The organism is Paraburkholderia sp. RL17-380-BIE-A (assembly GCF_046028085.1).
GTDB lineage: Bacteria > Pseudomonadota > Gammaproteobacteria > Burkholderiales > Burkholderiaceae > Paraburkholderia.
In genome coordinates, this window is the sequence record NZ_JARESQ010000003.1 from 95428 (window position 1) to 114477 (window position 19050).

Below are 19050 nucleotides of genomic sequence, written 5' to 3' on the forward strand. Positions count from 1 at the left end.
CGCAATGCAGTAAAGATGCAGGCCCGGCTGCCCAAGCAGACGCCGGCCGGAGCCGCCGATGACGAGAATCGACTTTCACTCGAACGTCGGCGATTCGCTGCTGTATGCGTGCCGCCTGATCCGCAAAGCGTATCAGGCGGGCCAGCCGACCATCGTGCTGGCCGAGCCGGCGCGCCTGAAGGCCTTCGACGAACAGTTGTGGACCTTCTCGCCGCTCGACTTCGTGCCGCACTGCATGGCGGGCACGCCGCTCGCCGCGCAAACGCCGATCGTGCTGGCTTCCACCCTCGACGATGTGCCGCATCATCAGGTACTGCTCAATCTCGGCGCCACGGTGCCGGCGCAATTCGCGCGCTTCGAAAGATTGCTGGAAGTGGTCGGTAACGCACACGAGGAACTCGCTGCGGGCCGCGAGCGCTATCGCTTCTATCGCGATCGCGGCTATGCTTTGAACAACTACAAGCAAGGCAGCTAGGTCCCATTCGGTCCGTGTCGCGCGCGTGTCTGGTCTCAGGCATTCGGCGGGTGCGCGGCCTGCCTCGGCTTCGACTCAAACACGGAGAGCGCACGTGTCCGATCCCAACGACGATTCGATCCCGGTTCTGCACGAGATTCTCGTGCAGGGTCATCCTGCGCAGGCGCGCCAAGCGGCGAGCGGTAATGACGAGTTCGGCGCGCCGCGTGAGCCCAGTTTCAAGGCGGAGCCGGTGTTGGCGCCGCAGCCGGTGCTGACGCCGGAGCAGATCAGGTCCGCCGAGCCGGTGCATGCGGCCAACCCGGTGCACGCGCAAGAGCCAGCGTTGGCACCTCAGCCGGTGCATGCTCAAGAACCCGGGCTGGCACCTCAACCGCATGTGCCGGAAGACGTCGCGCACACGCCGCAGCCGGCGCATCCGGCCGACCATCACCCGAAGAAGCGCGCGCGGGCGCATCACCCCGCCCAATCTCGGCACGCGCATGGCGATGGCTTCGTGCCGTCGGCGGGCGTGTTCGATCGGGCCGAGCCGGCCACGCCGCTGGAGGCGGGTTCGACGGTGCCGCCGGATATCGCCCGTGAAGGCGTCGGCGAGACGCCGCTGGAGCTGGACGCCGATGTCATCGCCGAACGTTTGCGCAGACGGGTCGCGGGTTTCCTGGCAGGCGACGGAAGAAGCATCATCGAAGATCGTTGCCGCGAGACCTTGCATGCGCACACAGGGTGGCTGATCGATCAGATCACGCGCGAAGTGGCATTGACGCTGGAAGAGGAAATGACCAGCTGGGTGCGCGAAGCGGTGCTGGAAGAGATCGCGCGCCGCGCCTCGGCAAGGCCTGACGATGCGGCGTGAAGCGCGGGCGCGCTCTGAGCGAAAGGGCTTGACGGTGTAAGCGAAGGGCGGGCACGCAGAGCGGCGCCTGCGTGTAGCGTTTGATGGTCGCGTCTGCTTGTCGGGTCTGCTTGTCGCGTTTGCCTGTCACATCGCTCACGAGCGAGACGCCCATATCTGATCAGCGTACCCAAACAGTTTATTTGAGCGTCAACACCCAGCCAGCCAGCGTGGCCGCTTGATCCGGCGTGAGTTGGGTATTCGCGGGCATCGGCACCACACCCCACACGCCCGTGCTGCCGTCCAGAATCTTGTGCTTCAGATAAGTGGCGGCGTCTTCACGGCCGGCATATTTCACGGCGACATCGCGCAACGCCGGTCCCATGAAGGAGCGCGTGACCGAGTGGCAACTCATGCAGTTCTGTTGCTGGGCCAGCGCGAGGCCCGCAGCCTCGGCATGCGCCGCCGGACTGCCGGCACTCAACGCAGCGCCCAGCACAACGGCGGCGGCAAGCGCTGTGTGCGACATTGATTTCATTCTGGTCTCCGTCGGTGCGGGTGCCCGACTCGTGGTGCCAGCATTATAAAAGGAAAGGGGCGCACGGTTTCCCGCATGCCCCTTTCGCTTTTACGTAGCTTTGCGCGTGCTCAGCCCGTTATCGCGCCCTTGTTGGCGGGCTGCGCCAACGCGAAGTACTTCGCCAGCACGCCGCGCGTGTACCGCGGCTTCGGCTGCTGCCATGCGGCACGGCGTCGCTCCAGTTCAGCATCGTCGATATTCAGTTGCAGCAGCAGCTTGTGTGCGTCGATGGTGATCGAGTCGCCTTCCTGCACGAACGCGATCGTGCCGCCCACGAAGGCTTCCGGCGCGACGTGACCGACCACCATGCCCCACGTGCCACCCGAGAAGCGCCCGTCGGTGATCAGACCCACGCTCTCGCCGAGACCCTTGCCGATGATCGCCGAAGTCGGCGCGAGCATCTCCGGCATGCCGGGGCCGCCCTTCGGGCCGAGGTAGCGCAGCACCACCACGTCGCCCGCGACAATCTTGTCGGCCAGAATCGCCTCCAGCGCGCTTTGCTCGTCGTCGAATACGCGCGCTGGGCCGGTGATCACGGGGTTCTTCAGGCCGGTGATCTTGGCGACCGCGCCGTCCACGGCCAGGTTGCCCTTCAGGATCGCGAGATGGCCTTCCTTGTAGAGCGCCTTCTCGATCGGGAAAATCACCTGCTGATCGGCGCGCGGCCTGGCCGGCACGTCCTTCAACTCTTCCGCGAGGGTTCTGCCGGTGATCGTGATGCAATCGCCGTGCAGCATGCCTGCGTCGAGCAGAATCTTCATGACTTGCGGAATGCCGCCGGCCTTGTGCAGATCGGTCGCCACGAACTGGCCCGACGGCTTCAGGTTGCAGATCACCGGCACCTTCTTGCGCATGCGCTCGAAGTCCTCGATGCTCCATTCCACTTCCGCCGCATGCGCGATGGCGAGAAAGTGCAGCACGGCATTGGTCGAGCCGCCGGTGGCCATGATCACGGCCACCGCGTTTTCGATCGACTTGCGGGTGACGATGTCGCGCGGCTTGAGATCCTGCTTGACCGCTTCGACCAGCACGCGTGCCGATTCGGCGGCCGAGTCGACTTTTTCCTGATCCGGATTGGCCATCGTCGACGAATACAGCAGCGACATGCCGAGCGCTTCGAACGACGAGCTCATCGTGTTGGCGGTGTACATGCCGCCGCACGACCCGGTGGAGGGGCACGCGTTCTGTTCGACCCCTTCGAAATCTTCCTGCGACATCCGGCCGGCGGTGAATTCGCCCACGGCTTCGAACGACGACACGATGGTCAGGTCCGTGCCCTTCCAGTTGCCCGGACGAATGGTGCCGCCATACACGTAGATGCTCGGCACGTTGGTGCGCAACATGCCGATCATGCCGCCCGGCATGTTCTTGTCGCAGCCGCCGATCACGACCACGCCGTCCATCCACTGGCCTTGCACGCAGGTCTCGATGCAGTCGGAGATGACTTCGCGCGACACGAGCGAGTACTTCATGCCTTCGGTGCCCATCGACATGCCGTCCGAGATCGTCGGCGTGCCGAAGATCTGCGGATTCGCATCGGCACCCTTGATCGCGGCGACGGCGGCATCGGCGAGGCGCTGCAGGCCGGCGTTACACGGCGTGATGGTCGAGTGGCCGTTGGCGATGCCGATCATCGGCTTGTCGAAGTCGGCCTTTTCGTAGCCGAGCGCGTAGTACATCGAGCGATTCGGCGAACGCGCCACGCCTTGCGTGATGTTCTTCGAACGACGGTTGTATGCCATGGGAGCTCCAGTCTGTTTTGTTTTGATCCGCGCTGCGGGTTCTGCCTTGCCGGCGTGGGTGGCCGGCCGCATCCGTCCAGTGTAGTTCGCACGCGTCGTGCAAGGACGCAGTTTTGCAAAGCGCGTGTCTAATATATTATTCGTGCTTCATTAGGTCGCAAAACGTATTACCCATGTTGCCAGCCATCCCCGACCTGCGCCAGTTGCGCTATTTCGTCACCGTCGCCGAAGAAAAGCACTTCGGCCGCGCGGCCGTGCGTCTTTCGATGACGCAACCGCCGCTCTCGCAAGCCATTCGGGCGCTGGAGGAGACGCTCGGCGTCGCGCTGTTCGCGCGCACCAAGCGCTCGGTCGAGCTGACGCCGGTGGGTGCCGATCTGTTGCCCGAGGTGCAGCGCTTGCTGGCGAGCGCCGAGGGGCTGCGGCCGCTCGCGCAGAGCCTCGCGCGCGGCGAGGCGGGCGTGCTGTCGCTGGCGTTCGTCTCCACGGCGGACTACGGGCTGCTGCCGCTGTTGCTGCGCGATTTCGGCGTGCGCCATCCGCGCGTGCGGCTAGAGCTGACCGAGGCCACCAGCGACGTGCAGGTGGACGAACTGGTGGCCGGCCGCATCGACGCGGGCCTCGTGATCGCGCCGCTGCCGTCGCGCCATGCCGCCCAGTTGTCGTGGTTGCCCATCGCGCGTGAACCGCTGGTGATCGCCATGTCGACGGAAATGGCGGCGCGCGTGGCGAGCGTTAGCGGCAGCCTTGACGACCCGAGCGCGGAATGGCTCGACACGCCGATCAGCCTGCGCGATGTGGCCGACGCACCGCTCGTGATCTTCCCAAGACGTCTGGCGCCAGGCTTTTATGACATCATTATGGATTGCTACGGCGTGGCGGGCCTCGCGCCGCGGATCGGCCAGGAAGCGATCCAGATGCAGACGATCGTGAGCCTCGTGTCGGCCGGCATGGGTGTCGCACTGGTGCCGCAATCGTTGCGTAATCTGCGCCGCACCGGCGTCGTGTACCGGCCGCTGTCCGAGTCGGTGCCGGCCATCGAGACGGGGCTGGTCTGGCGCACGGCGGAGGTGAGCCCGGTGCTGGCGGGCTTCATCGAGATCGTGCGCTCGCATGCCGCGACCGTCGAGGCGCCGCTATCCGCCGCGCCGCGCGTTTAGACGCGTTTTCGCGAACGCATCGGCGCCTGGACCGTCCAACGCATGCACCGCAAGGTGCGGGCAGCGCCGCCCACTATTACAAACCCAGAAAACCCGCTTCTGAACCTGAACTGCCCATAACAACACGATGCTCATTCACCCGAATTTCGACCCCATTGCCATTCATCTGGGGCCGCTCGCCGTGCGCTGGTATGGACTGATGTACCTCGTCGCGTTTATCGCGGCGATCGTCGTCGGCCGGCTGCGGCTGCGTTTGCCGTATGTCGCCGCGCAAGGCTGGACCGCCAAAGATATCGACGACATGCTGTTTTACGGCGTGCTCGGCACGATCCTCGGCGGCCGGCTCGGCTACGTGCTGTTCTACAAGGCGAGCTTTTATTTCGCGCATCCGCTCGACATCTTCAAGGTGTGGGAAGGGGGCATGTCGTTTCACGGCGGCTTTCTCGGCGTGACGCTCGCCATGGTGCTGTTCGCGTATCAGCGCAAACGCTCGTGGCTGCAGGTCACCGATTTCGTCGCGCCGATGGTGCCCACCGGCCTCGCCGCGGGGCGTCTCGGCAACTTCATCAACGGCGAGTTGTGGGGACGCGTAACCGATCCGAGCGCGCCGTGGGCGATGCTGTTTCCGGGCGCCGCGCCCGACGACGCCGCGTGGCTCACCGCGCATCCGCAACTGGCCGCGCAATGGCATCTGAACGAAGTGTTCGCGCAATATCACATGCTGCCGCGCCATCCGTCGGAACTGTATGAGATCGCGCTGGAAGGCGTTGCGCTGTTCTTCGTGCTGTTCTTCTTCTCCCGCAAACCGAAGCCGATGGGCGCGATTTCCGCCGTGTTTCTGATCGGCTACGGCCTCGCGCGCTTCACGGTCGAATTCGCGCGTGAGCCGGACGACTTCCTCGGTCTGCTGGCCATGGGGCTTTCCATGGGCCAATGGTTGTCGCTGCCGATGATCCTCGTCGGTATCGGCGTGCTGGTGTGGTCTTATCGACGCGCGCGCCGTGAACCGGCGCAAGCGGTCAGCGCGAGCTGATCTGGTTGGCTACGGTTTATCGTAGCGAGCGACTAAATGAAAAAAGCCACGGCGTGCCGTGGCTTTTTCTTTGGCTGTCGCGAAGCAGCCCTTCTAGCATGAGTGAGCGGCGTTACTTCATCTGCACCGAACCCGACACATTCACCGTCACGGTCGACGTGCCGCCTTCAATCGGCACCGGCGCCGAAGCCTTTGCGTCGGCGCCCATGGCGCGCGCGCTCATCATCATCATGGGACGCGGCATCACGCCGTTGTGGCCGACGTTGACCTCGCGAATCGAATAGCCGCTATAGCCGAACGCCTGCGCGGACGATGCGGCCTGCTCGCGGAACGACTTGATCGCCTCGCCGGTGAGCTTCTGCTCGGCCGCGCGTTGTGCTTCAGGCGAGAGCGAGAATTGCACGTTGCCGACCTGCATAATCGACGCCATTTGACCCGCGAGCTTCGACGCCGCGGCGAAGTCGTGCGATTCGAGCACGATCTCCGTGCGGCCGCGCCACGCGGAAATGCGCCCGTCACGATCCGTTGTCGGATAGATCGAGAACGAGCCCGTGCGGGCGGTCACGCCGCTCACACCCTTGGCCTTTTGCAGCGCCGAATCGGCGCGCTGATTCAGCGTTGACGTGAGCGCCGACGGATCGCTCGCTTCCTGCTCGTAGAACAGCGTGATATCGACAACGTCTTGCGGTACTTCGGCGCTTGCCTGCGCGTTCAGCGACAGCACACCTGCCGGCTGATACTGCATCATGCCTTGCGCGCGGGCCATGGCCGGCGTCAGGGCGAGCGCGGCAGGCGCGGCGCATACGAGAGCGAAAGCGAGTGCACGTGCGGTGTTTTTCGTCATTATTGGACTCCTTGCTTGAACAGGGGTTGTGCACGATCGGAGCAAGCGCCGCGCAGTGGCACGGCGTTTGCGAGTCCGTTAGGCGGTTGTAACCTGAGCTTGGTTCCCCGGTTTGACGTTGCTTTAACGTTTGCGCCTGCGTGAATACGTGGCGCGCATCAACTATCACGCGAGTTGTCACGCAACCTCAGGCGAGCCGCCTGGTGATGAAGCGCCATTCGGCTTCGGTCACCGGCGTGATCGACAGGCGGTTGCCTTTGGCGAGCACGCGCATGTCCTTGAGTTCGTCATGCTCGCGCAGCGTGGCTAGCGGAATCAGCGGGATCTTCTTCTTGAACACCACGTCGACGAGCACCCAGCGCGGCGTTTCCTGCGAAGACTTCGCGTCGTAGTACGGACTCTTCTTGTCGAACTGCGTGGGGTCCGGATACGCGGTGGACGATACCTCCGCAATGCCCGCAATACCGGGCTCGGGACAGCTCGAGTGATAGAACAGTACGCCGTCGCCGACCTGCATCTGGTCGCGCATGAAATTGCGCGCCTGATAGTTGCGCACGCCGGTCCACGGCAACGTGCGATGCGGTGCGTTGGCGAGATGATCGATGCTTGCCTCGTCCGGTTCGGACTTCATTAGCCAGTAGCGCATGAATCGAATTGAACGTAGTTGAACGTTAAGGGTTTGAAGATGCGGAAGAAATCGGCGTACAAGAAACATCGCGCAAAGACAGCGCGCAAAACTGGCACCCAAAGAAAAACGGCACCGAACCGAAGTCCGATGCCGTTCTAAATAAGGTCCCCGCCTTAGCCGCTAGGCCGGCATCCTGAACCGGGGGTTCAGAATTGGTCGCAGTTAGCAACACTTCGGGTACATCAGACAGAGTGACGCGCACACCCGTGCTACAAATTTCCGCAACCGTGCACATGGCATTGGTTCAAGGAATATATGACCTTGGCGAACCAGGCAGGGAAGCTAAACCGATAAAGCTAAATCACGAAAACGACCGATTGAACTCAAACGTTTGCAGAATCTTGGACGCCTTGTCCTCACACACTCCGTTTGAATCCGCCGCCGATCTCAGGACCGGCCGCACGATAACACACGTTACTTACTGCATGCTGTACTGCTGAATCACAGTACCTAGTTGTTCGTTCATTTGATGCATTGTACGCCGGATTTCCTCAGCGGGAAATGCTTCTCCGTGTCTCACGCTCGATTGCAGCCGAAGCAGTTCCGATGCCAGCGACAGCGCAGCCATGACAGCAATGCGATCCGTGCCGCGCACGTTGCTATTGTTACGGATCTTCGACATTTCGGCGTCGACGCGTGCGACCGCTTCAAGCAGCGCGCCTTCCGTTTCCGGCGAGCAGGCGAGGCGATAGGGCACGCCGAGAATCGATACTTCGATCTGCTTGGTGGTCATGCATTTTCTCCGTGGCGGGTCTCATCGCTCTGCGCTTCGACTTCGTGCGGGGCGGGCTCGAGCAGATCGAGCTGGCTGTCGGGCTCGCTGTTTGCGCGGGCACGCGGCAGCTTTTCGAGGATCGCATTCAGGCGCACCTGGGCGTCGTCGATCTTTGCCGACAGCGCGTCGCGTTCCGCCTGCAGCGCATTGCGTTCCTCGCGCAGCATTGCAAGTTCCGTGCGCGTGGCTTCGACGTCGGCGCGCGATTGGGCGAGCTGCTCTTCGAGCGCGAGTCGCGCTTCATTGTGGCGTTGGCTGATCGCGATCAGCTTGCCGATATTCTGTGAAAGTGTTTCGAGTTCGGTGAGCATGTGCTGCGTCCTCTAAAGACATCGCATTTTAGCGCGGAATGTCGCAGGTTCCGACAATTGTCTCGTTTCGAGACGTAACAACATTGCTTTGTGCAGGCTTTTATCGACCATATGATGAAAAAGTACTCGTGCGTCGGACAATAGCCTGCACTTAACAGAACGGTAGTCTGCGGTCCCACTCATTCTTGACGGACCCCGAGGCCGCTCCTAAACTGGCCGCACTCTGGTGCCCGCGTGCGCTTTTCAACGGCGCGCGCAGTTAAACGGGAAGCAGGGGGCGCGGTTCGCCAGAACGCGCCAACCTGCGCTGCCCCCGCAACGGTAAGCGACCGCATTCGTCATGCAAGTCGATCCTGATCGCGTGTTGGAAGTTCAACTCGCGAGTGTGCCACTGCGCGTCACGCGTGGGAAGGCGGGATCGATATGTCGTCAGCCCGGATACCGGCCAGAGGGAGAGGCACGTCACGCGCGAAAATGTTAAATACGCGGGCGCCTCGTTACGCATCGGCCTGCGGGGAAGCAGGCCGCGCACGCTACCCACAGGACTTTCACCCCATGCTGTCCCCCATCGCTCGTGCGGCGCTGCTTGCCTTCGCGGGCCTGCCGATCGTCGCGCACGCGCAAGCTGCACCTTCGTCTTCTGCGTCGGCGGCTGATGCGTCGCCCGCGGTATTGTCACCGATCGTGGTGACCGCCGAGCGCGGGCCGCAGGCACTCGCCGATGCGATCCCGCAGACCGCGCTGTTCGACCAGCAGGATCTCGCCGACACCACCGCGACCGATCTGCCCGGCCTGCTGCAACTCGCGCCAGGCGCGCAAATCTCGCGTACAGGTGGCCCCGGTTCGACGACGAGCCTCTTCCTGCGCGGTGCGTCCTCGACGCAATCGCTGCTGCTGATCGACGGCGTGCGCGTCGATTCGGTGAGCCTGGGTTCCGCGCAACTCGCGCAGATTCCGCTCGACCAGGTCGATCACGTCGAGGTGGTGAACGGCAACGTGTCGGCGTTGTACGGTTCCGGCGCGATCGGCGGCGTGGTGCAGGTGTTCACGAAAGACGGCGGCGACCATCCGCCGCGTTTCAATTTTTCGCTCGGCTACGGCAGCTATCACACGCAGACGCAGCAGGCGGGCGTGAACGGCGCATTGGATAAAGACGGCAAGACGACCTTCAGCATTTCGCTCGCGCGCTCGAAGGACGACGGTTTTTCGTCGCTCAATCCGCGTGAGGCGCCCGGCGCCAATCCGAATGCGAACGGCTATCTGAACGAGAGCATCTCGGCCTCGTTGCGTCACAAGTTCAACGACAAATGGGATGCCGGCGCGAGCTACTTCCAGTCGAACGGCAACAACAGCTACGACAACGCGTACGGACTGCCGACCGATCTGAACAACCTGTATAGCAAAGTGCGCCAGGTCTCGGTGTTCGCGAACGGCAAGCTGACCGACTGGTGGACGACTCACTTCATCGTCTCCGAAGGCGACGACCGCAGCGTGTCGAACACCAACGGCGTCTATAACGGCCGCTTCGATACCGACAATCGCCAGTACACGTGGCAGAACGATTTCGCGCTGGCCGCGCAGCAGAAGCTGCAGGTCGGCTACGAGCATCTCGACCAGAGCCTCGACTCGGATACGTTCGCGGCGCCCGACCGGCATGTGGATTCGGGTTTTGTCGGCTATACGGGGCGCTTTGGGCGCAACCAGATTCAGGCCAACGTGCGGCGCGACCAGTATTCCGATTTCGGCGGAGCGAACAGTTACTATCTTGGCTACGGCTTCGACATCACCAGCCATTGGAAGGTGAGTGCAAGCTACTCGGATTCGTTTCGCGCGCCGAGTTTCGACGATCTGTACTATCCGCTCAGCGGCAATCCGTCGATTCAGCCGGAGCGCAGTCATTCGATCGAAGCCGCGCTGCAGTACGCGTCGAATGCGCTCGGTGTGATGCGTCTCACCGCATTCCAGACGCGCTATTCGAATCTGATTAACTACGAGCAGGTAACGCCCGGCATCTATCTGGCCGAGAATGTCGGCCATGCGAAGGTGCAGGGACTCGAAGGATCGTGGAGCGGGCATGTCGGCGAGACGGACGTGCGCGCCTCGGTAACACTGCAAAACCCAGTCGACCTCGACAACGACGTCGACCTCGTGCGGCGCGCGCGGCGCTTCGGCTCGCTGACGGTGAACCGCAGTATCGCCGGGTGGCGCGTCGGCGGCGAATGGATCGTGAGCGGCCCGCGCGACGACAGCAGCGGCAAGCTGGGCGGCTATGGCGTGGTGAATCTGTCGGCGCGCTACAACATCACGAAAGCATGGTACGTGGCCGCGCAAATCCAGAATCTGTTCAACAAGGACTATGAAACGGCCTACTCGTATAACTCGCCGCGGCGCGGTGCGTATCTCACGGTTGGTTGGCAGCAGCAGTAGTGGACACGCCTTGTTGAGACTGCGCGGATGAGCCGCTACATGAGCCGATCCACTAGCCGCCACTCGGGTTCGATGCCCGCAACGCTGCGCGTGATGAGCGCGAAGCGCGCGGCCGCGATCTGGCTTGCGCTTGCCGTGATCGCGCTGGCGGTGCTGATGGCGTCGCTCGCGTTGGGGAGCGTCTCGCTCGCGCCGATGCGCGTGTTGGCGGCGCTGATGCCCTCGCATGCGCCGTCTGGCGGTGCCTCCGATCTGACTGCGGAGATCGTCCGCACGCTGCGTTTACCGCGCGCGGTGGCCGGCTTTGCCTGCGGCGCGTTGCTCGCATTGGCCGGCGCGCTGCTGCAGGTGCTGTTGCGCAATCCGCTCGCCGAACCGTACGTGTTGGGTGTGTCCGGCGGCGCGGCGACTTTCGCGCTCGTCGCGATGATCGCCGGTTGCGCCTGGTCGATCGTCGACGCGAGCGCCTTCGCCGGCGCCTTCGTGTCGATCCTGCTGGTGCTCGGCCTCGCGCGCCGTGAGTTGTGGCGCGGCGAGCCGCAGGACACGTCGCCGCGTCTGCTGCTCACCGGCGCGGTGATCGCCGCGGGTTGGGGCGCGCTCATCACCTTGCTGCTCAATCTCGCGCCCGACAACCGCTTGCGCGGCATGCTGTTCTGGCTCACGGGCGACCTCAATGGCGGCGCGATGCCGTGGACGGCGCTCGCCGCGCTCGTCATCGTGCTGGTTGCGATCGTGCCCGCCGCGCCGCGTCTGAACGTGCTGCTGCGCGGCGACGCCGCCGCGCAGGCGTTAGGTGTCGCGGTCATGCCGTTGCGTTTGCGCGTATATCTGGTGGCGTCGCTGGCGGCGGCCGCGGCGGTGACGACGGCGGGCACCATCGGCTTTGTCGGACTGGTCGTGCCGCACATGCTGCGGCTCGCGTTCGGCAACGATCAGCGCATGCTGTTGCCGGCCGCGGCGCTCGGCGGCGGCGTCGCGGTGATGGGCGCGGACCTGATCGCGCGCACGGTGATTGCGCCGGCGCAATTGCCGGTTGGCGTGATCACCTCGATCATCGGCGTGCCGGTGTTTCTGTGGATGCTGTTGCACAGGCGCCGATAATGCAAACCTTCAACGCATCTCAAGCCACACTCAGCGCGCAACATCTGACCTTGCGTGCCGGCACGCGCACTTTGCTCGACGCTTTCACGCACACGTTCTACGAAGGCGAGATCTGGTGCGTGGCCGGCCCGAACGGAGCAGGCAAGACGACCTTGCTCTCCACGCTGGCAGGTCTGTTGCAACCGTCGGCGGGCCATGTCGAACTCGACGGCGTGCGCGTGGCCGACTGGCCGTCGCTCGCGCTCGCGCAGCGCCGCGCGCTGATGCCGCAAAGCGCACCGGACGCATTCAGCGCGAGCGTGTTCGATATCGTGATGCTGAACCGCTTTCCGCATCTCAGCGGCTGGGGCTGGGAGCGCGAGGCCGATCGCGCAGCGGCGCATGCGGCGCTGGACCTGCTGGGCCTCGCCGCCTTTGCCACGCGTGATGTGCTCTCGCTCTCCGGCGGAGAGCGTCAACGCGTGGCGCTCGCGGCGGTGCTGTGCCAGGACGCGCCGTTGCTGCTGCTCGACGAACCGTTGTCGCATCTCGATCTGCATCATCAGATCGACTGCCTCGAGGCGCTCGCCGCGTGGACGCGCGAGCCTCGGCGTACCGTGATGTTCTCCTGCCACGACCTGAACCTCGCGCGCCGCTTCGCAACGCATGCGCTGCTGCTCGACGGCGCCGGCGGCGTTTATGCCGGACCGGTCCGCGACGTATTGACGCCCACGCTCGCAAGCCGGGCGTTCGGTTACCCGTTGATCCTGATTCGCGACGGCGAACACGAGGCGCTGATTCCTGCGCCGCGCGCCCGTCACGAATCACCTGCCGGTCATGACACAGCCGCAGGCTGATTGCTTCATCCCAACATACTCTTTGCAGACACGCTTATGACTTCATCGCCACGCTTGCCCGGACTGTCCGAAGTCGAACCGCTCGATCAAACGCTGCGCGCCGAGCTGCAGCACATCATCGATACCAAGACCAAGCCACCCGGCAGTCTCGGCCGGCTCGAAACGCTCGCGCGTCAGATGGGCCTGATTCAACGCACCACGCATCCCACCGTGACACGTCCGGCGATGATCGTTTTCGCCGGCGACCACGGCGTGGCCGACGAGGGCGTGAGCCCGTATCCGCAAGCGGTGACCGCGCAAATGGTCGCCAACTTCCTCGCGGGCGGCGCGGCGATCAATGCATTGAGCCGCGTATCGGGCATCGAGCTCGAAGTGGTCAATGCGGGCATCGCGACGCCGCTGCCTTCGGTTGAGGGACTCGTCGACATTCCGATTGCGGCGGGCACGCGCAACTTCGCGCGTGAACGGGCCATGACCCGCGACCAGGCACTCGCCGCCATGCAAGCGGGCGCGGCGCGCGTGCGGCATCACGCGGCGCTCGGCACCAATGTGATCGGCTTTGGCGAGATGGGGATTGCGAATACGTCGGCGGCTGCGTGTCTGATGAGCCGCTTGTGCGGCGTGCCGATCGACGAATGCGTCGGCCGTGGAACGGGTCTCGACAACGCGGGGCTCGCGAGGAAGCGCAACGTGCTGGCCTCGGCGCTTGCGTATCACCCGATGTCCAGCGATCCGCTCGACGTGCTCGCCACCTTCGGCGGCTTCGAGATCGCGATGATGGCGGGCGCCTATCTCGCGGCGGCCGAGGCACGCATGACAATTCTCGTCGACGGCTTCATCGCGGGCTCGGCCTTGCTGATCGCCGACGCACTCACGCCGAGCGTGCGCGAGTACTGCGTGTTCGCGCATGCGTCGAACGAAGCGGGGCATCGTCGCATGCTCGATCATTTCGGCGCGCTGCCGTTGCTCTCGCTCGATATGCGGCTCGGTGAAGGCACCGGTGCGGCGCTCGCGGTGCCGCTGCTGCGCGCGGCAGTGGCGTTCGTCAACGAGATGGCGAGCTTCGAATCGGCCGGCGTCGCGAATCGCGATGCGTGATCGTTCGGATAGACGCGCTCGCGCGGCACGGTCATGAACCCGCTCACGGAACTGCGCTATTTCTTTACGGCGCTCGGCTATTTCACGCGCGTGCCCGTGCCGCGTTGGGTCGGCTATGAACCGCATTATCTGAATGCGGCGGCGCGTTATTTTCCGCTCGTCGGCGTATTGATCGGCGGATTGAGCGCGCTGGTCTATCTCGCCGCGCTGCACGTATTGCCGGCTGGCGTGGCGGTGCTGCTCTCGATGGCCGCGTCGCTCATCGTGACCGGCGCGTTCCATGAGGACGGCCTCGCGGATTGTGTGGATGCGTTCGGTGGCGCCTATACGCGCGAAGATGCATTGCGAATCATGCATGATTCGCGCATCGGTGCTTTCGGCGCCATTGCGCTCGTGATTGCGCTCGCATTGAAGTGGCAAACGCTCGCCGCCATGCCGCCGATGCGTGCCGCAAGTCTGATGATTGCCGGGCATGCGGCGAGCCGAACGTGTGCGATCAGCTATCTGGCCACGCTCGACTACGTGCGAGCCGAAGGCAAAGCCAAACCGGTGGCGCAACGTCTGAACGGCGGTGCGTTGGTGAGCGCCGCGATGTTCGGCTTGCCGTGGCTGCTGTGGCCGAACGGACTCGCTGCGCCGGACTGGCGCTTCGCGGGCTCGGCGCTGGTGGTTCTGGTCGTACTTCGCGTGGCAATGGGCCGTTATTTCGTCAGACGCATCGGCGGTTATACCGGCGACTGCCTCGGTTTCGCGCAGCAAATTTTTGAGTTGAGCATTTATCTGGTGGGGCTGATATGGATATCGTCCTGATTCGTCATCCCGCGGTCGCGCTCGATGCGGGCGTGTGCTACGGCCACAGCGACGTGGCGCTCGCCGAAGCTGCCGAGGTGTCGTCGACAGCGCTCGCCTTGAAGCTCGCCACTTTGCAGGTGCCCGCGCCACGCGTGCTGTTGTCGAGTCCTTTGAAGCGCTGCTCGGCGCTGGCTGCCGAGATGGCGAACGACTTCGGCTGTGTGATCAGTCACGACGATCGCCTGATGGAAATGAACTTCGGCGACTGGGAAGCGCAACGCTGGGACGCCATCGATCGCGAGCTACTCGACGACTGGGCGGCGAACTTCGAACATGCGCGTGCGCATGGCGGCGAGAGCGTGGCGCAGTTCGTCGCGCGGGTGCGGGCATGGCTCGACGCCTTTGCGCTCACGCGCGAGTTGTCGCCCGCCTATGTGGTTACGCACGCGGGCGTGATGCGGGCCATCGCGTCGATCGTGCTGGACGTGCCGCTGGAGCGCTGTCTGCGATGGTCGCTCGATATGAGCGGCATCGTCTGGTTGCGCAGAAACGATGAGACGCAGCACTGGTCGCTGGTGCGGTGGAATGCGTAAGTCGTGCAGGGCGCTGATCGCCCTGGCATCATGGCGTGGCGGACCTTCTGCGTGAGCGCGCCACGTCGAGGTCTTCGCACATTTGCTTCGCGCCTTGCGCGATGCGTGGCGCCGGGCGGTTGATCAGATCGCCGTCGATCGCAAAGAGGTTGTTGTTCGCCACCGCGGTCAGGCTCGGCCACGCTCGCCATGCGCCGAGTTGCGGCAACGTGGTATCCGGTTTCGTCGCGCCCGGTGCTGCGGTGACGATGGCCTCCGGATTCGCAGCGAGCACCGCCTCGGTCGAGACGGTCGGCACCAGCGGTTCGAGTCTGGCGAATACATTGCGGCCGCCGCACAGCGCGATCACGTCGCTGACCATATGCTCGCCGTTGAGCGTCATCAACGGTTGATCCCAAACCTGATAGAACACGCTGACGGGCGGGCGGCTCGCATACCGGCTGCGCAGCGCCGCGATGTCCTGGCGGTAGGCGGCCGCCGCGGCATTCGCCACCGGCGACGTGCCGAGCAAATGTCCGAGCTTCGTCAGCGACACGGCCACGTCGTCGAGATGGTGCGGTTCGCTGAAGAACAACGGAATGTGCATTTCGCGCAGGCGATCGAGCTGACGCTGCGCATTGCCGTGCCGCCACACCACGATCAGATCGGGCTTCAGCGCGACGATGCGCTCAAGATCGAGCGCCTTGTTATCGCCGACGCGCGGCAACTGTTTTGCTTCCGGTGGATAGTCGCTGTACGACACCGCACCGATCACCTTGGCGCCGCCGCCCGCCGCATACAGCAATTCGGTGACGTGCGGCGCGAGGCTGATTACACGTTGCGCGGGAGCGGGCAGGGTGACGGTCGCGCCGGTGTCGTCAGTCACTGAGATGGCGGCAAACGCATGCAACGCGTAGGTGAAGAGCGCAATGACGAGGGTGAAGGGGACGAGTCGGTTCATCGGGCGAAATTGCGGCAGACGTTTGATGAGCGTGGCAAGAATGCGAGGTCTGTGCTGCATCAACCCGCTCGCGTGGGATCGATTTCTCGAACGGCGTCGCGCAAACTCTCGTTAAAGCGGGTCCATTCGGTCTCGCTCGCAGGCAAGCCGAATCGAACGCTGCCCGAGGGCATGAACAGACGCGTCCATACGCCGCGCCGCGCCAGCGCTTCATGCAAAGCGGCGGCGCGTGCGTCGACGGTCCACGCGAAGAGCGGCGTGCTGCGCGTGTCGAAACCTTGCGCATGCAACAGGCCGACGAGGCGCGCGCTTTCGGCGTCGAGCCGCGTTCGCATTTGCCGTTGCCAGGCTTCGTCGGCAAAGGCGGCTTTAACGGCGTGACGGGCCGGGCCACTGACCGTCCACGCGCCGAGCGTGCTACGCAAACGTTCGAGCAGCGCAGGCGCGCCGAGCACGAAACCCGCGCGTACGCCCGCTAGGCCAAAGAACTTCCCTGGCGAGCGCAGCACGAGCAGGCCGTCGCGATAGGTGCTCGCCGCTAGCGACGCCGCCGGCATCGTATCCGCAAAGGCTTCGTCGACCAGCAGCGTGCCGCCGCGCGCGCTCAACTGGGCATGCCAATGCAACAGCCTGGCGGCGCTCAAACGGGTAGCGGTCGGATTGTTCGGATTCACGACGACTGCATGCGTGAGCGCGTCGGGCAACGTTTCGTGAGAGACGTCGAGCACCATCGTCTGATGGCCGGCGCGTTCGAATGCGGGCGCGTATTCGCCGTACGTGAGCGGCGCGATGCCAACCCGTGCACGCGGCAGCAGCGCGGGCAGTGCGCGAATCGCCGCCTGGCTGCCCGCAACCGGCAGCACGTGCGCGGCATCGGGTGCGCCGTAGTAGCGCGCGGCGCAGGCGGCGAAATCGTCGCCGTCGTCGGGCAGGCGGCGCCACGCGTCGGCGGGAACCGGTGGGACCGGATAGCCGTGCGGATTGATACCCGTCGACAGATCGAGCCACGTTGCGTACGGAATGCCGTAGCGCCTTGCCGCTTCGTGCAGGTTACCGCCGTGCGCGACGGTGTCGATTGCGGTGGCCCTTTCGGTCGGCTCATTGGCTTCGTTCGCACAGCCGTTCAGTCGATCAAACATGGAACGGCACGCTCAGCAACGCCAGCACGATCAGCACGGCAAGCCAGAGAATGACCGTGCGCTCGACCAGCATCAACGCGGCGTTCACGTCGCCGGCGTTGGCCGCGTGTCCGAAGCCGAGTGTCGGCCGGTATTCGACGGCGCCGTGATACACCGCCGGGCCGCCGATCATAACGTTCAGACTTCCCGCGCCGGCCGCCATCACCGGCCCGGCATTCGGGCTGTCCCAGCGTGGCGCCTGGTCGCGCCAGCAGCGCCACGCGGTGTGCGTGTCGCCGAGCAGCGCGTAGCTGGCGGCGGTCAGTCGCGCGGGAATCCAGTTGAGCACGTCGTCGATACGCGCCGCGGCCCAGCCGTAGCGCAAATAGCGGGGCGTGCGGTATCCCCACATCGCGTCGAGGGTGTTGGCGAGACGAAACCCGAGTGCGCCCGGGCCGCCCGCGATGGCGAACCAGAACAGCGCGCCGAAGATCGCGTCGTTGCCGTTTTCGAGTGTGGATTCGACGGCGGCGCGTGACAGCGCGCCTTCGTCCGCATGCTCGGTTTCGCGCGAAACGATGCGCGCGGTCAGCAGGCGCGCCTGGGGTAGGTCGCGCTGCGCCAACGCCTGCGCGATCGGCGCAATGTGATCGTGCAGACTGCGCGCGCCGAGCGCGAACCACAGCAGCGCGATATGCACCGCGCAGGCCGCGAAAAACGGCAGCACGGCAACCAGACACCAGGCGATCAGCACCGGCGGCATCACGGCTAGCGACCACGCCAGCAGACCCTTGAGCCGCAAGCGCCGACCGGTGTTGTAGCGCGTTTCGAGACGCAGCGCCCATTTGCCGAATCCCACCAGCGGATGAGCGATGCGCGGCTCGCCGAACCAACGGTCGACCACCACGCCCGCGGTGGCCAGCGTCACGAGTAGCGGGAGCGAGAGCATTACGCGTGGCTCGCGGTTTTCAACGCGAGCGGCAAACCGGCGACCATCATCGTGGCTTGCGTGCTCAGCGCGGCGATGCGCTGGTTGAGCCGCCCGAGTTCGTCGACGTAAAGTCGCGTGGCCGCACCGAGCGGCACGACGCCCAGGCCGATTTCGTTGCTGACCACGATGACCTTGCCTTTGGCGTTGACGAGCGCCGATTCGAGCGCGGCGACGCGTGCGTGATATCGATCGACCGGCATGGCGTCGCCTTTAGGCGGACAGAGCAGGTTGGCGAGCCACAGCGTCAGGCAATCGATCAAAGTGCAGTGGCCGGGCGCGTCGCATTGCGTCACCGCGCCGGCGAGATCGACGCCAGCTTCGACCAGTTGCCAATGCGCCGGACGCCGTTCGCGATGGTGGGCGATGCGCGCGTTGAATTCGGCGTCGTCCGACGTGGGCGCGGTGGCGATGTAGGTGACGGGCAGGGCGCTGCCGGTGGCAAGCTGTTCGGCGTGCACGCTCTTGCCTGAACGGGCGCCGCCGAGAACGAAGGTAAGGTCGCGGGAAGTCATCGCGTGATTGTACCGGCGTGCAGTGCGGGCGGGCGCGATGGGATAATGCCGCGTTCCATGCATAGCGCGGCAGTGCATCGCATGCGGCCGGCGCTGCGCGGCTCCTTACGGGCACGCGCTGATGCCTGATGAAAACGCTTGGCTGGCGCCCCGCATGAGCGCTGCGTTGCCGCCTGCTTCATTGTCTTGCTTCATTATC

Annotated in this window: 20 protein-coding genes, 1 other RNA gene and 1 riboswitch; of the genes, 10 read left to right on the forward strand and 11 right to left on the reverse strand. The window is 64.6% G+C overall.

All coding sequences use genetic code 11. The features are described from left to right. Nucleotides 1–58 precede the first annotated feature (58 nt). Both P0D68_RS05625 and P0D68_RS05630 read left to right on the forward strand, forming a co-directional pair. Nucleotides 59–475 (forward strand): DNA polymerase III subunit chi, encoded by a 417-nt coding sequence (locus tag P0D68_RS05625; protein WP_091796450.1) that lies wholly within the window; start codon nt 59–61, stop codon nt 473–475. Between the two features lie 94 nt (nt 476–569). Then, nucleotides 570–1328, forward strand: a complete 759-nt coding sequence (locus P0D68_RS05630; RefSeq protein ID WP_408299247.1) for a DUF2486 family protein — start codon at nt 570–572, stop codon at nt 1326–1328. 178 nt (nt 1329–1506) lie between these two features. Here the strand turns inward: P0D68_RS05630 and P0D68_RS05635 are convergent, their stop codons facing one another. Both P0D68_RS05635 and ilvD read right to left on the reverse strand, forming a co-directional pair. After that, nucleotides 1507–1845: a c-type cytochrome gene (locus P0D68_RS05635; RefSeq protein ID WP_408299249.1), complete on the reverse strand. Its 339-nt coding sequence runs from the start codon at nt 1843–1845 to the stop codon at nt 1507–1509. 110 nt (nt 1846–1955) lie between these two features. Further along, nucleotides 1956–3629: a dihydroxy-acid dehydratase gene (ilvD, locus tag P0D68_RS05640; protein ID WP_408186382.1), complete on the reverse strand. Its 1674-nt coding sequence runs from the start codon at nt 3627–3629 to the stop codon at nt 1956–1958. A 173-nt stretch (nt 3630–3802) separates the two neighbouring features. Here ilvD and P0D68_RS05645 point away from each other — a divergent pair, with 173 nt between their 5' ends. Further along, on the forward strand, nt 3803–4789 hold the full coding sequence (locus P0D68_RS05645) for a LysR family transcriptional regulator (protein ID WP_408299252.1): 987 nt from the start codon (nt 3803–3805) through the stop codon (nt 4787–4789). Between the two features lie 127 nt (nt 4790–4916). Beyond that, nucleotides 4917–5822 carry a prolipoprotein diacylglyceryl transferase gene (gene lgt / locus P0D68_RS05650; protein WP_091796445.1) on the forward strand — a complete coding sequence of 302 codons (906 nt, stop codon included), beginning with the start codon at nt 4917–4919 and terminating at the stop codon, nt 5820–5822. Between the two features lie 112 nt (nt 5823–5934). Here the strand turns inward: lgt and P0D68_RS05655 are convergent, their stop codons facing one another. The 5 genes from P0D68_RS05655 to P0D68_RS05675 form a co-directional block, all read right to left on the reverse strand. After that, the gene (locus tag P0D68_RS05655) at nt 5935–6666 is read right to left on the reverse strand and encodes an SIMPL domain-containing protein (RefSeq protein ID WP_091796444.1); all 732 of its coding nucleotides are present in this window, start codon (nt 6664–6666) and stop codon (nt 5935–5937) included. 187 nt (nt 6667–6853) lie between these two features. Beyond that, nucleotides 6854–7312, reverse strand: a complete 459-nt coding sequence (locus P0D68_RS05660) for an EVE domain-containing protein (protein ID WP_408299254.1) — start codon at nt 7310–7312, stop codon at nt 6854–6856. Nucleotides 7313–7455: 143 nt separating this feature from the next. Continuing rightward, nucleotides 7456–7637, reverse strand: a non-coding RNA gene (ssrS, locus tag P0D68_RS05665) — 6S RNA. A gap of 135 nt (nt 7638–7772) precedes the next feature. Further along, the gene (locus P0D68_RS05670; RefSeq protein WP_091796442.1) at nt 7773–8087 is read right to left on the reverse strand and encodes a cell division protein ZapA; all 315 of its coding nucleotides are present in this window, start codon (nt 8085–8087) and stop codon (nt 7773–7775) included. Further along, complete coding sequence (locus tag P0D68_RS05675) at nt 8084–8440, reverse strand: ATPase (protein WP_091796441.1); 357 nt, start codon at nt 8438–8440, stop codon at nt 8084–8086. Before P0D68_RS05675 ends, P0D68_RS05670 begins: the two co-directional genes overlap by 4 nt. A gap of 207 nt (nt 8441–8647) precedes the next feature. Beyond that, nucleotides 8648–8904, forward strand: a riboswitch (cobalamin riboswitch). A gap of 91 nt (nt 8905–8995) precedes the next feature. Between P0D68_RS05675 and P0D68_RS05680 the strand changes: the two genes are divergently transcribed. Genes P0D68_RS05680 through cobC form a run of 6 tightly spaced genes read left to right on the forward strand, consistent with a single transcriptional unit; the run spans nt 8996 to nt 15290 of the window. After that, complete coding sequence (locus P0D68_RS05680) at nt 8996–10867, forward strand: TonB-dependent receptor domain-containing protein (RefSeq protein ID WP_408299256.1); 1872 nt, start codon at nt 8996–8998, stop codon at nt 10865–10867. A 39-nt stretch (nt 10868–10906) separates the two neighbouring features. Then, the gene (locus P0D68_RS05685; RefSeq protein ID WP_408299258.1) at nt 10907–11971 is read left to right on the forward strand and encodes a FecCD family ABC transporter permease; all 1065 of its coding nucleotides are present in this window, start codon (nt 10907–10909) and stop codon (nt 11969–11971) included. Beyond that, nucleotides 11971–12807, forward strand: a complete 837-nt coding sequence (locus P0D68_RS05690; RefSeq protein ID WP_408299260.1) for an ABC transporter ATP-binding protein — start codon at nt 11971–11973, stop codon at nt 12805–12807. Before P0D68_RS05685 ends, P0D68_RS05690 begins: the two co-directional genes overlap by 1 nt. A gap of 36 nt (nt 12808–12843) precedes the next feature. Next, entirely contained in the window at nt 12844–13905 is a 1062-nt protein-coding gene (cobT, locus tag P0D68_RS05695; RefSeq protein WP_408299262.1) for a nicotinate-nucleotide--dimethylbenzimidazole phosphoribosyltransferase, read from the forward strand. Nucleotides 13906–13938: 33 nt separating this feature from the next. Then, nucleotides 13939–14715: an adenosylcobinamide-GDP ribazoletransferase gene (locus P0D68_RS05700; RefSeq protein WP_408186376.1), complete on the forward strand. Its 777-nt coding sequence runs from the start codon at nt 13939–13941 to the stop codon at nt 14713–14715. After that, nucleotides 14700–15290, forward strand: coding sequence for an alpha-ribazole phosphatase (cobC, locus tag P0D68_RS05705; RefSeq protein ID WP_408186375.1), 591 nt, complete (start codon nt 14700–14702; stop codon nt 15288–15290). The genes P0D68_RS05700 and cobC overlap by 16 nt, the downstream gene beginning before the upstream one ends. Nucleotides 15291–15318: 28 nt before the next feature. Here cobC and P0D68_RS05710 read toward each other — a convergent pair whose 3' ends face one another. The 4 genes from P0D68_RS05710 to cobU are packed head-to-tail and all read right to left on the reverse strand — an operon-like array spanning nt 15319 to nt 18851. Next, complete coding sequence (locus P0D68_RS05710; RefSeq protein WP_408299358.1) at nt 15319–16230, reverse strand: cobalamin-binding protein; 912 nt, start codon at nt 16228–16230, stop codon at nt 15319–15321. Between the two features lie 59 nt (nt 16231–16289). Next, nucleotides 16290–17369 (reverse strand): threonine-phosphate decarboxylase CobD, encoded by a 1080-nt coding sequence (cobD, locus tag P0D68_RS05715; protein ID WP_408299265.1) that lies wholly within the window; start codon nt 17367–17369, stop codon nt 16290–16292. Beyond that, on the reverse strand, nt 17362–18297 hold the full coding sequence (gene cbiB / locus P0D68_RS05720) for an adenosylcobinamide-phosphate synthase CbiB (protein WP_408186373.1): 936 nt from the start codon (nt 18295–18297) through the stop codon (nt 17362–17364). The genes cobD and cbiB overlap by 8 nt, the downstream gene beginning before the upstream one ends. Further along, nucleotides 18297–18851, reverse strand: a complete 555-nt coding sequence (cobU, locus tag P0D68_RS05725) for a bifunctional adenosylcobinamide kinase/adenosylcobinamide-phosphate guanylyltransferase (RefSeq protein ID WP_408299267.1) — start codon at nt 18849–18851, stop codon at nt 18297–18299. The genes cbiB and cobU overlap by 1 nt, the downstream gene beginning before the upstream one ends. Nucleotides 18852–19050: the final 199 nt, after the last annotated feature.

Coding starts and splice junctions, on each gene's coding strand:
- ilvD (WP_408186382.1), bottom strand. CDS start 3,629: ATGGCATACAACCGTCGTTCGAAGAACATCACGCAAGGCGTGGCGCGT.
- lgt (WP_091796445.1), top strand. CDS start 4,917: ATGCTCATTCACCCGAATTTCGACCCCATTGCCATTCATCTGGGGCCG.
- cobT (WP_408299262.1), top strand. CDS start 12,844: ATGACTTCATCGCCACGCTTGCCCGGACTGTCCGAAGTCGAACCGCTC.
- P0D68_RS05670 (WP_091796442.1), bottom strand. CDS start 8,087: ATGACCACCAAGCAGATCGAAGTATCGATTCTCGGCGTGCCCTATCGC.
- cobD (WP_408299265.1), bottom strand. CDS start 17,369: ATGTTTGATCGACTGAACGGCTGTGCGAACGAAGCCAATGAGCCGACC.
- P0D68_RS05635 (WP_408299249.1), bottom strand. CDS start 1,845: ATGAAATCAATGTCGCACACAGCGCTTGCCGCCGCCGTTGTGCTGGGC.
- cbiB (WP_408186373.1), bottom strand. CDS start 18,297: ATGCTCTCGCTCCCGCTACTCGTGACGCTGGCCACCGCGGGCGTGGTG.
- P0D68_RS05690 (WP_408299260.1), top strand. CDS start 11,971: ATGCAAACCTTCAACGCATCTCAAGCCACACTCAGCGCGCAACATCTG.
- cobU (WP_408299267.1), bottom strand. CDS start 18,851: ATGACTTCCCGCGACCTTACCTTCGTTCTCGGCGGCGCCCGTTCAGGC.
- P0D68_RS05685 (WP_408299258.1), top strand. CDS start 10,907: ATGAGCCGATCCACTAGCCGCCACTCGGGTTCGATGCCCGCAACGCTG.
- P0D68_RS05660 (WP_408299254.1), bottom strand. CDS start 7,312: ATGCGCTACTGGCTAATGAAGTCCGAACCGGACGAGGCAAGCATCGAT.
- cobC (WP_408186375.1), top strand. CDS start 14,700: ATGGATATCGTCCTGATTCGTCATCCCGCGGTCGCGCTCGATGCGGGC.
- P0D68_RS05710 (WP_408299358.1), bottom strand. CDS start 16,230: ATGAACCGACTCGTCCCCTTCACCCTCGTCATTGCGCTCTTCACCTAC.
- P0D68_RS05645 (WP_408299252.1), top strand. CDS start 3,803: ATGTTGCCAGCCATCCCCGACCTGCGCCAGTTGCGCTATTTCGTCACC.
- P0D68_RS05655 (WP_091796444.1), bottom strand. CDS start 6,666: ATGACGAAAAACACCGCACGTGCACTCGCTTTCGCTCTCGTATGCGCC.
- P0D68_RS05675 (WP_091796441.1), bottom strand. CDS start 8,440: ATGCTCACCGAACTCGAAACACTTTCACAGAATATCGGCAAGCTGATC.
- P0D68_RS05625 (WP_091796450.1), top strand. CDS start 59: ATGACGAGAATCGACTTTCACTCGAACGTCGGCGATTCGCTGCTGTAT.
- P0D68_RS05680 (WP_408299256.1), top strand. CDS start 8,996: ATGCTGTCCCCCATCGCTCGTGCGGCGCTGCTTGCCTTCGCGGGCCTG.
- P0D68_RS05700 (WP_408186376.1), top strand. CDS start 13,939: ATGAACCCGCTCACGGAACTGCGCTATTTCTTTACGGCGCTCGGCTAT.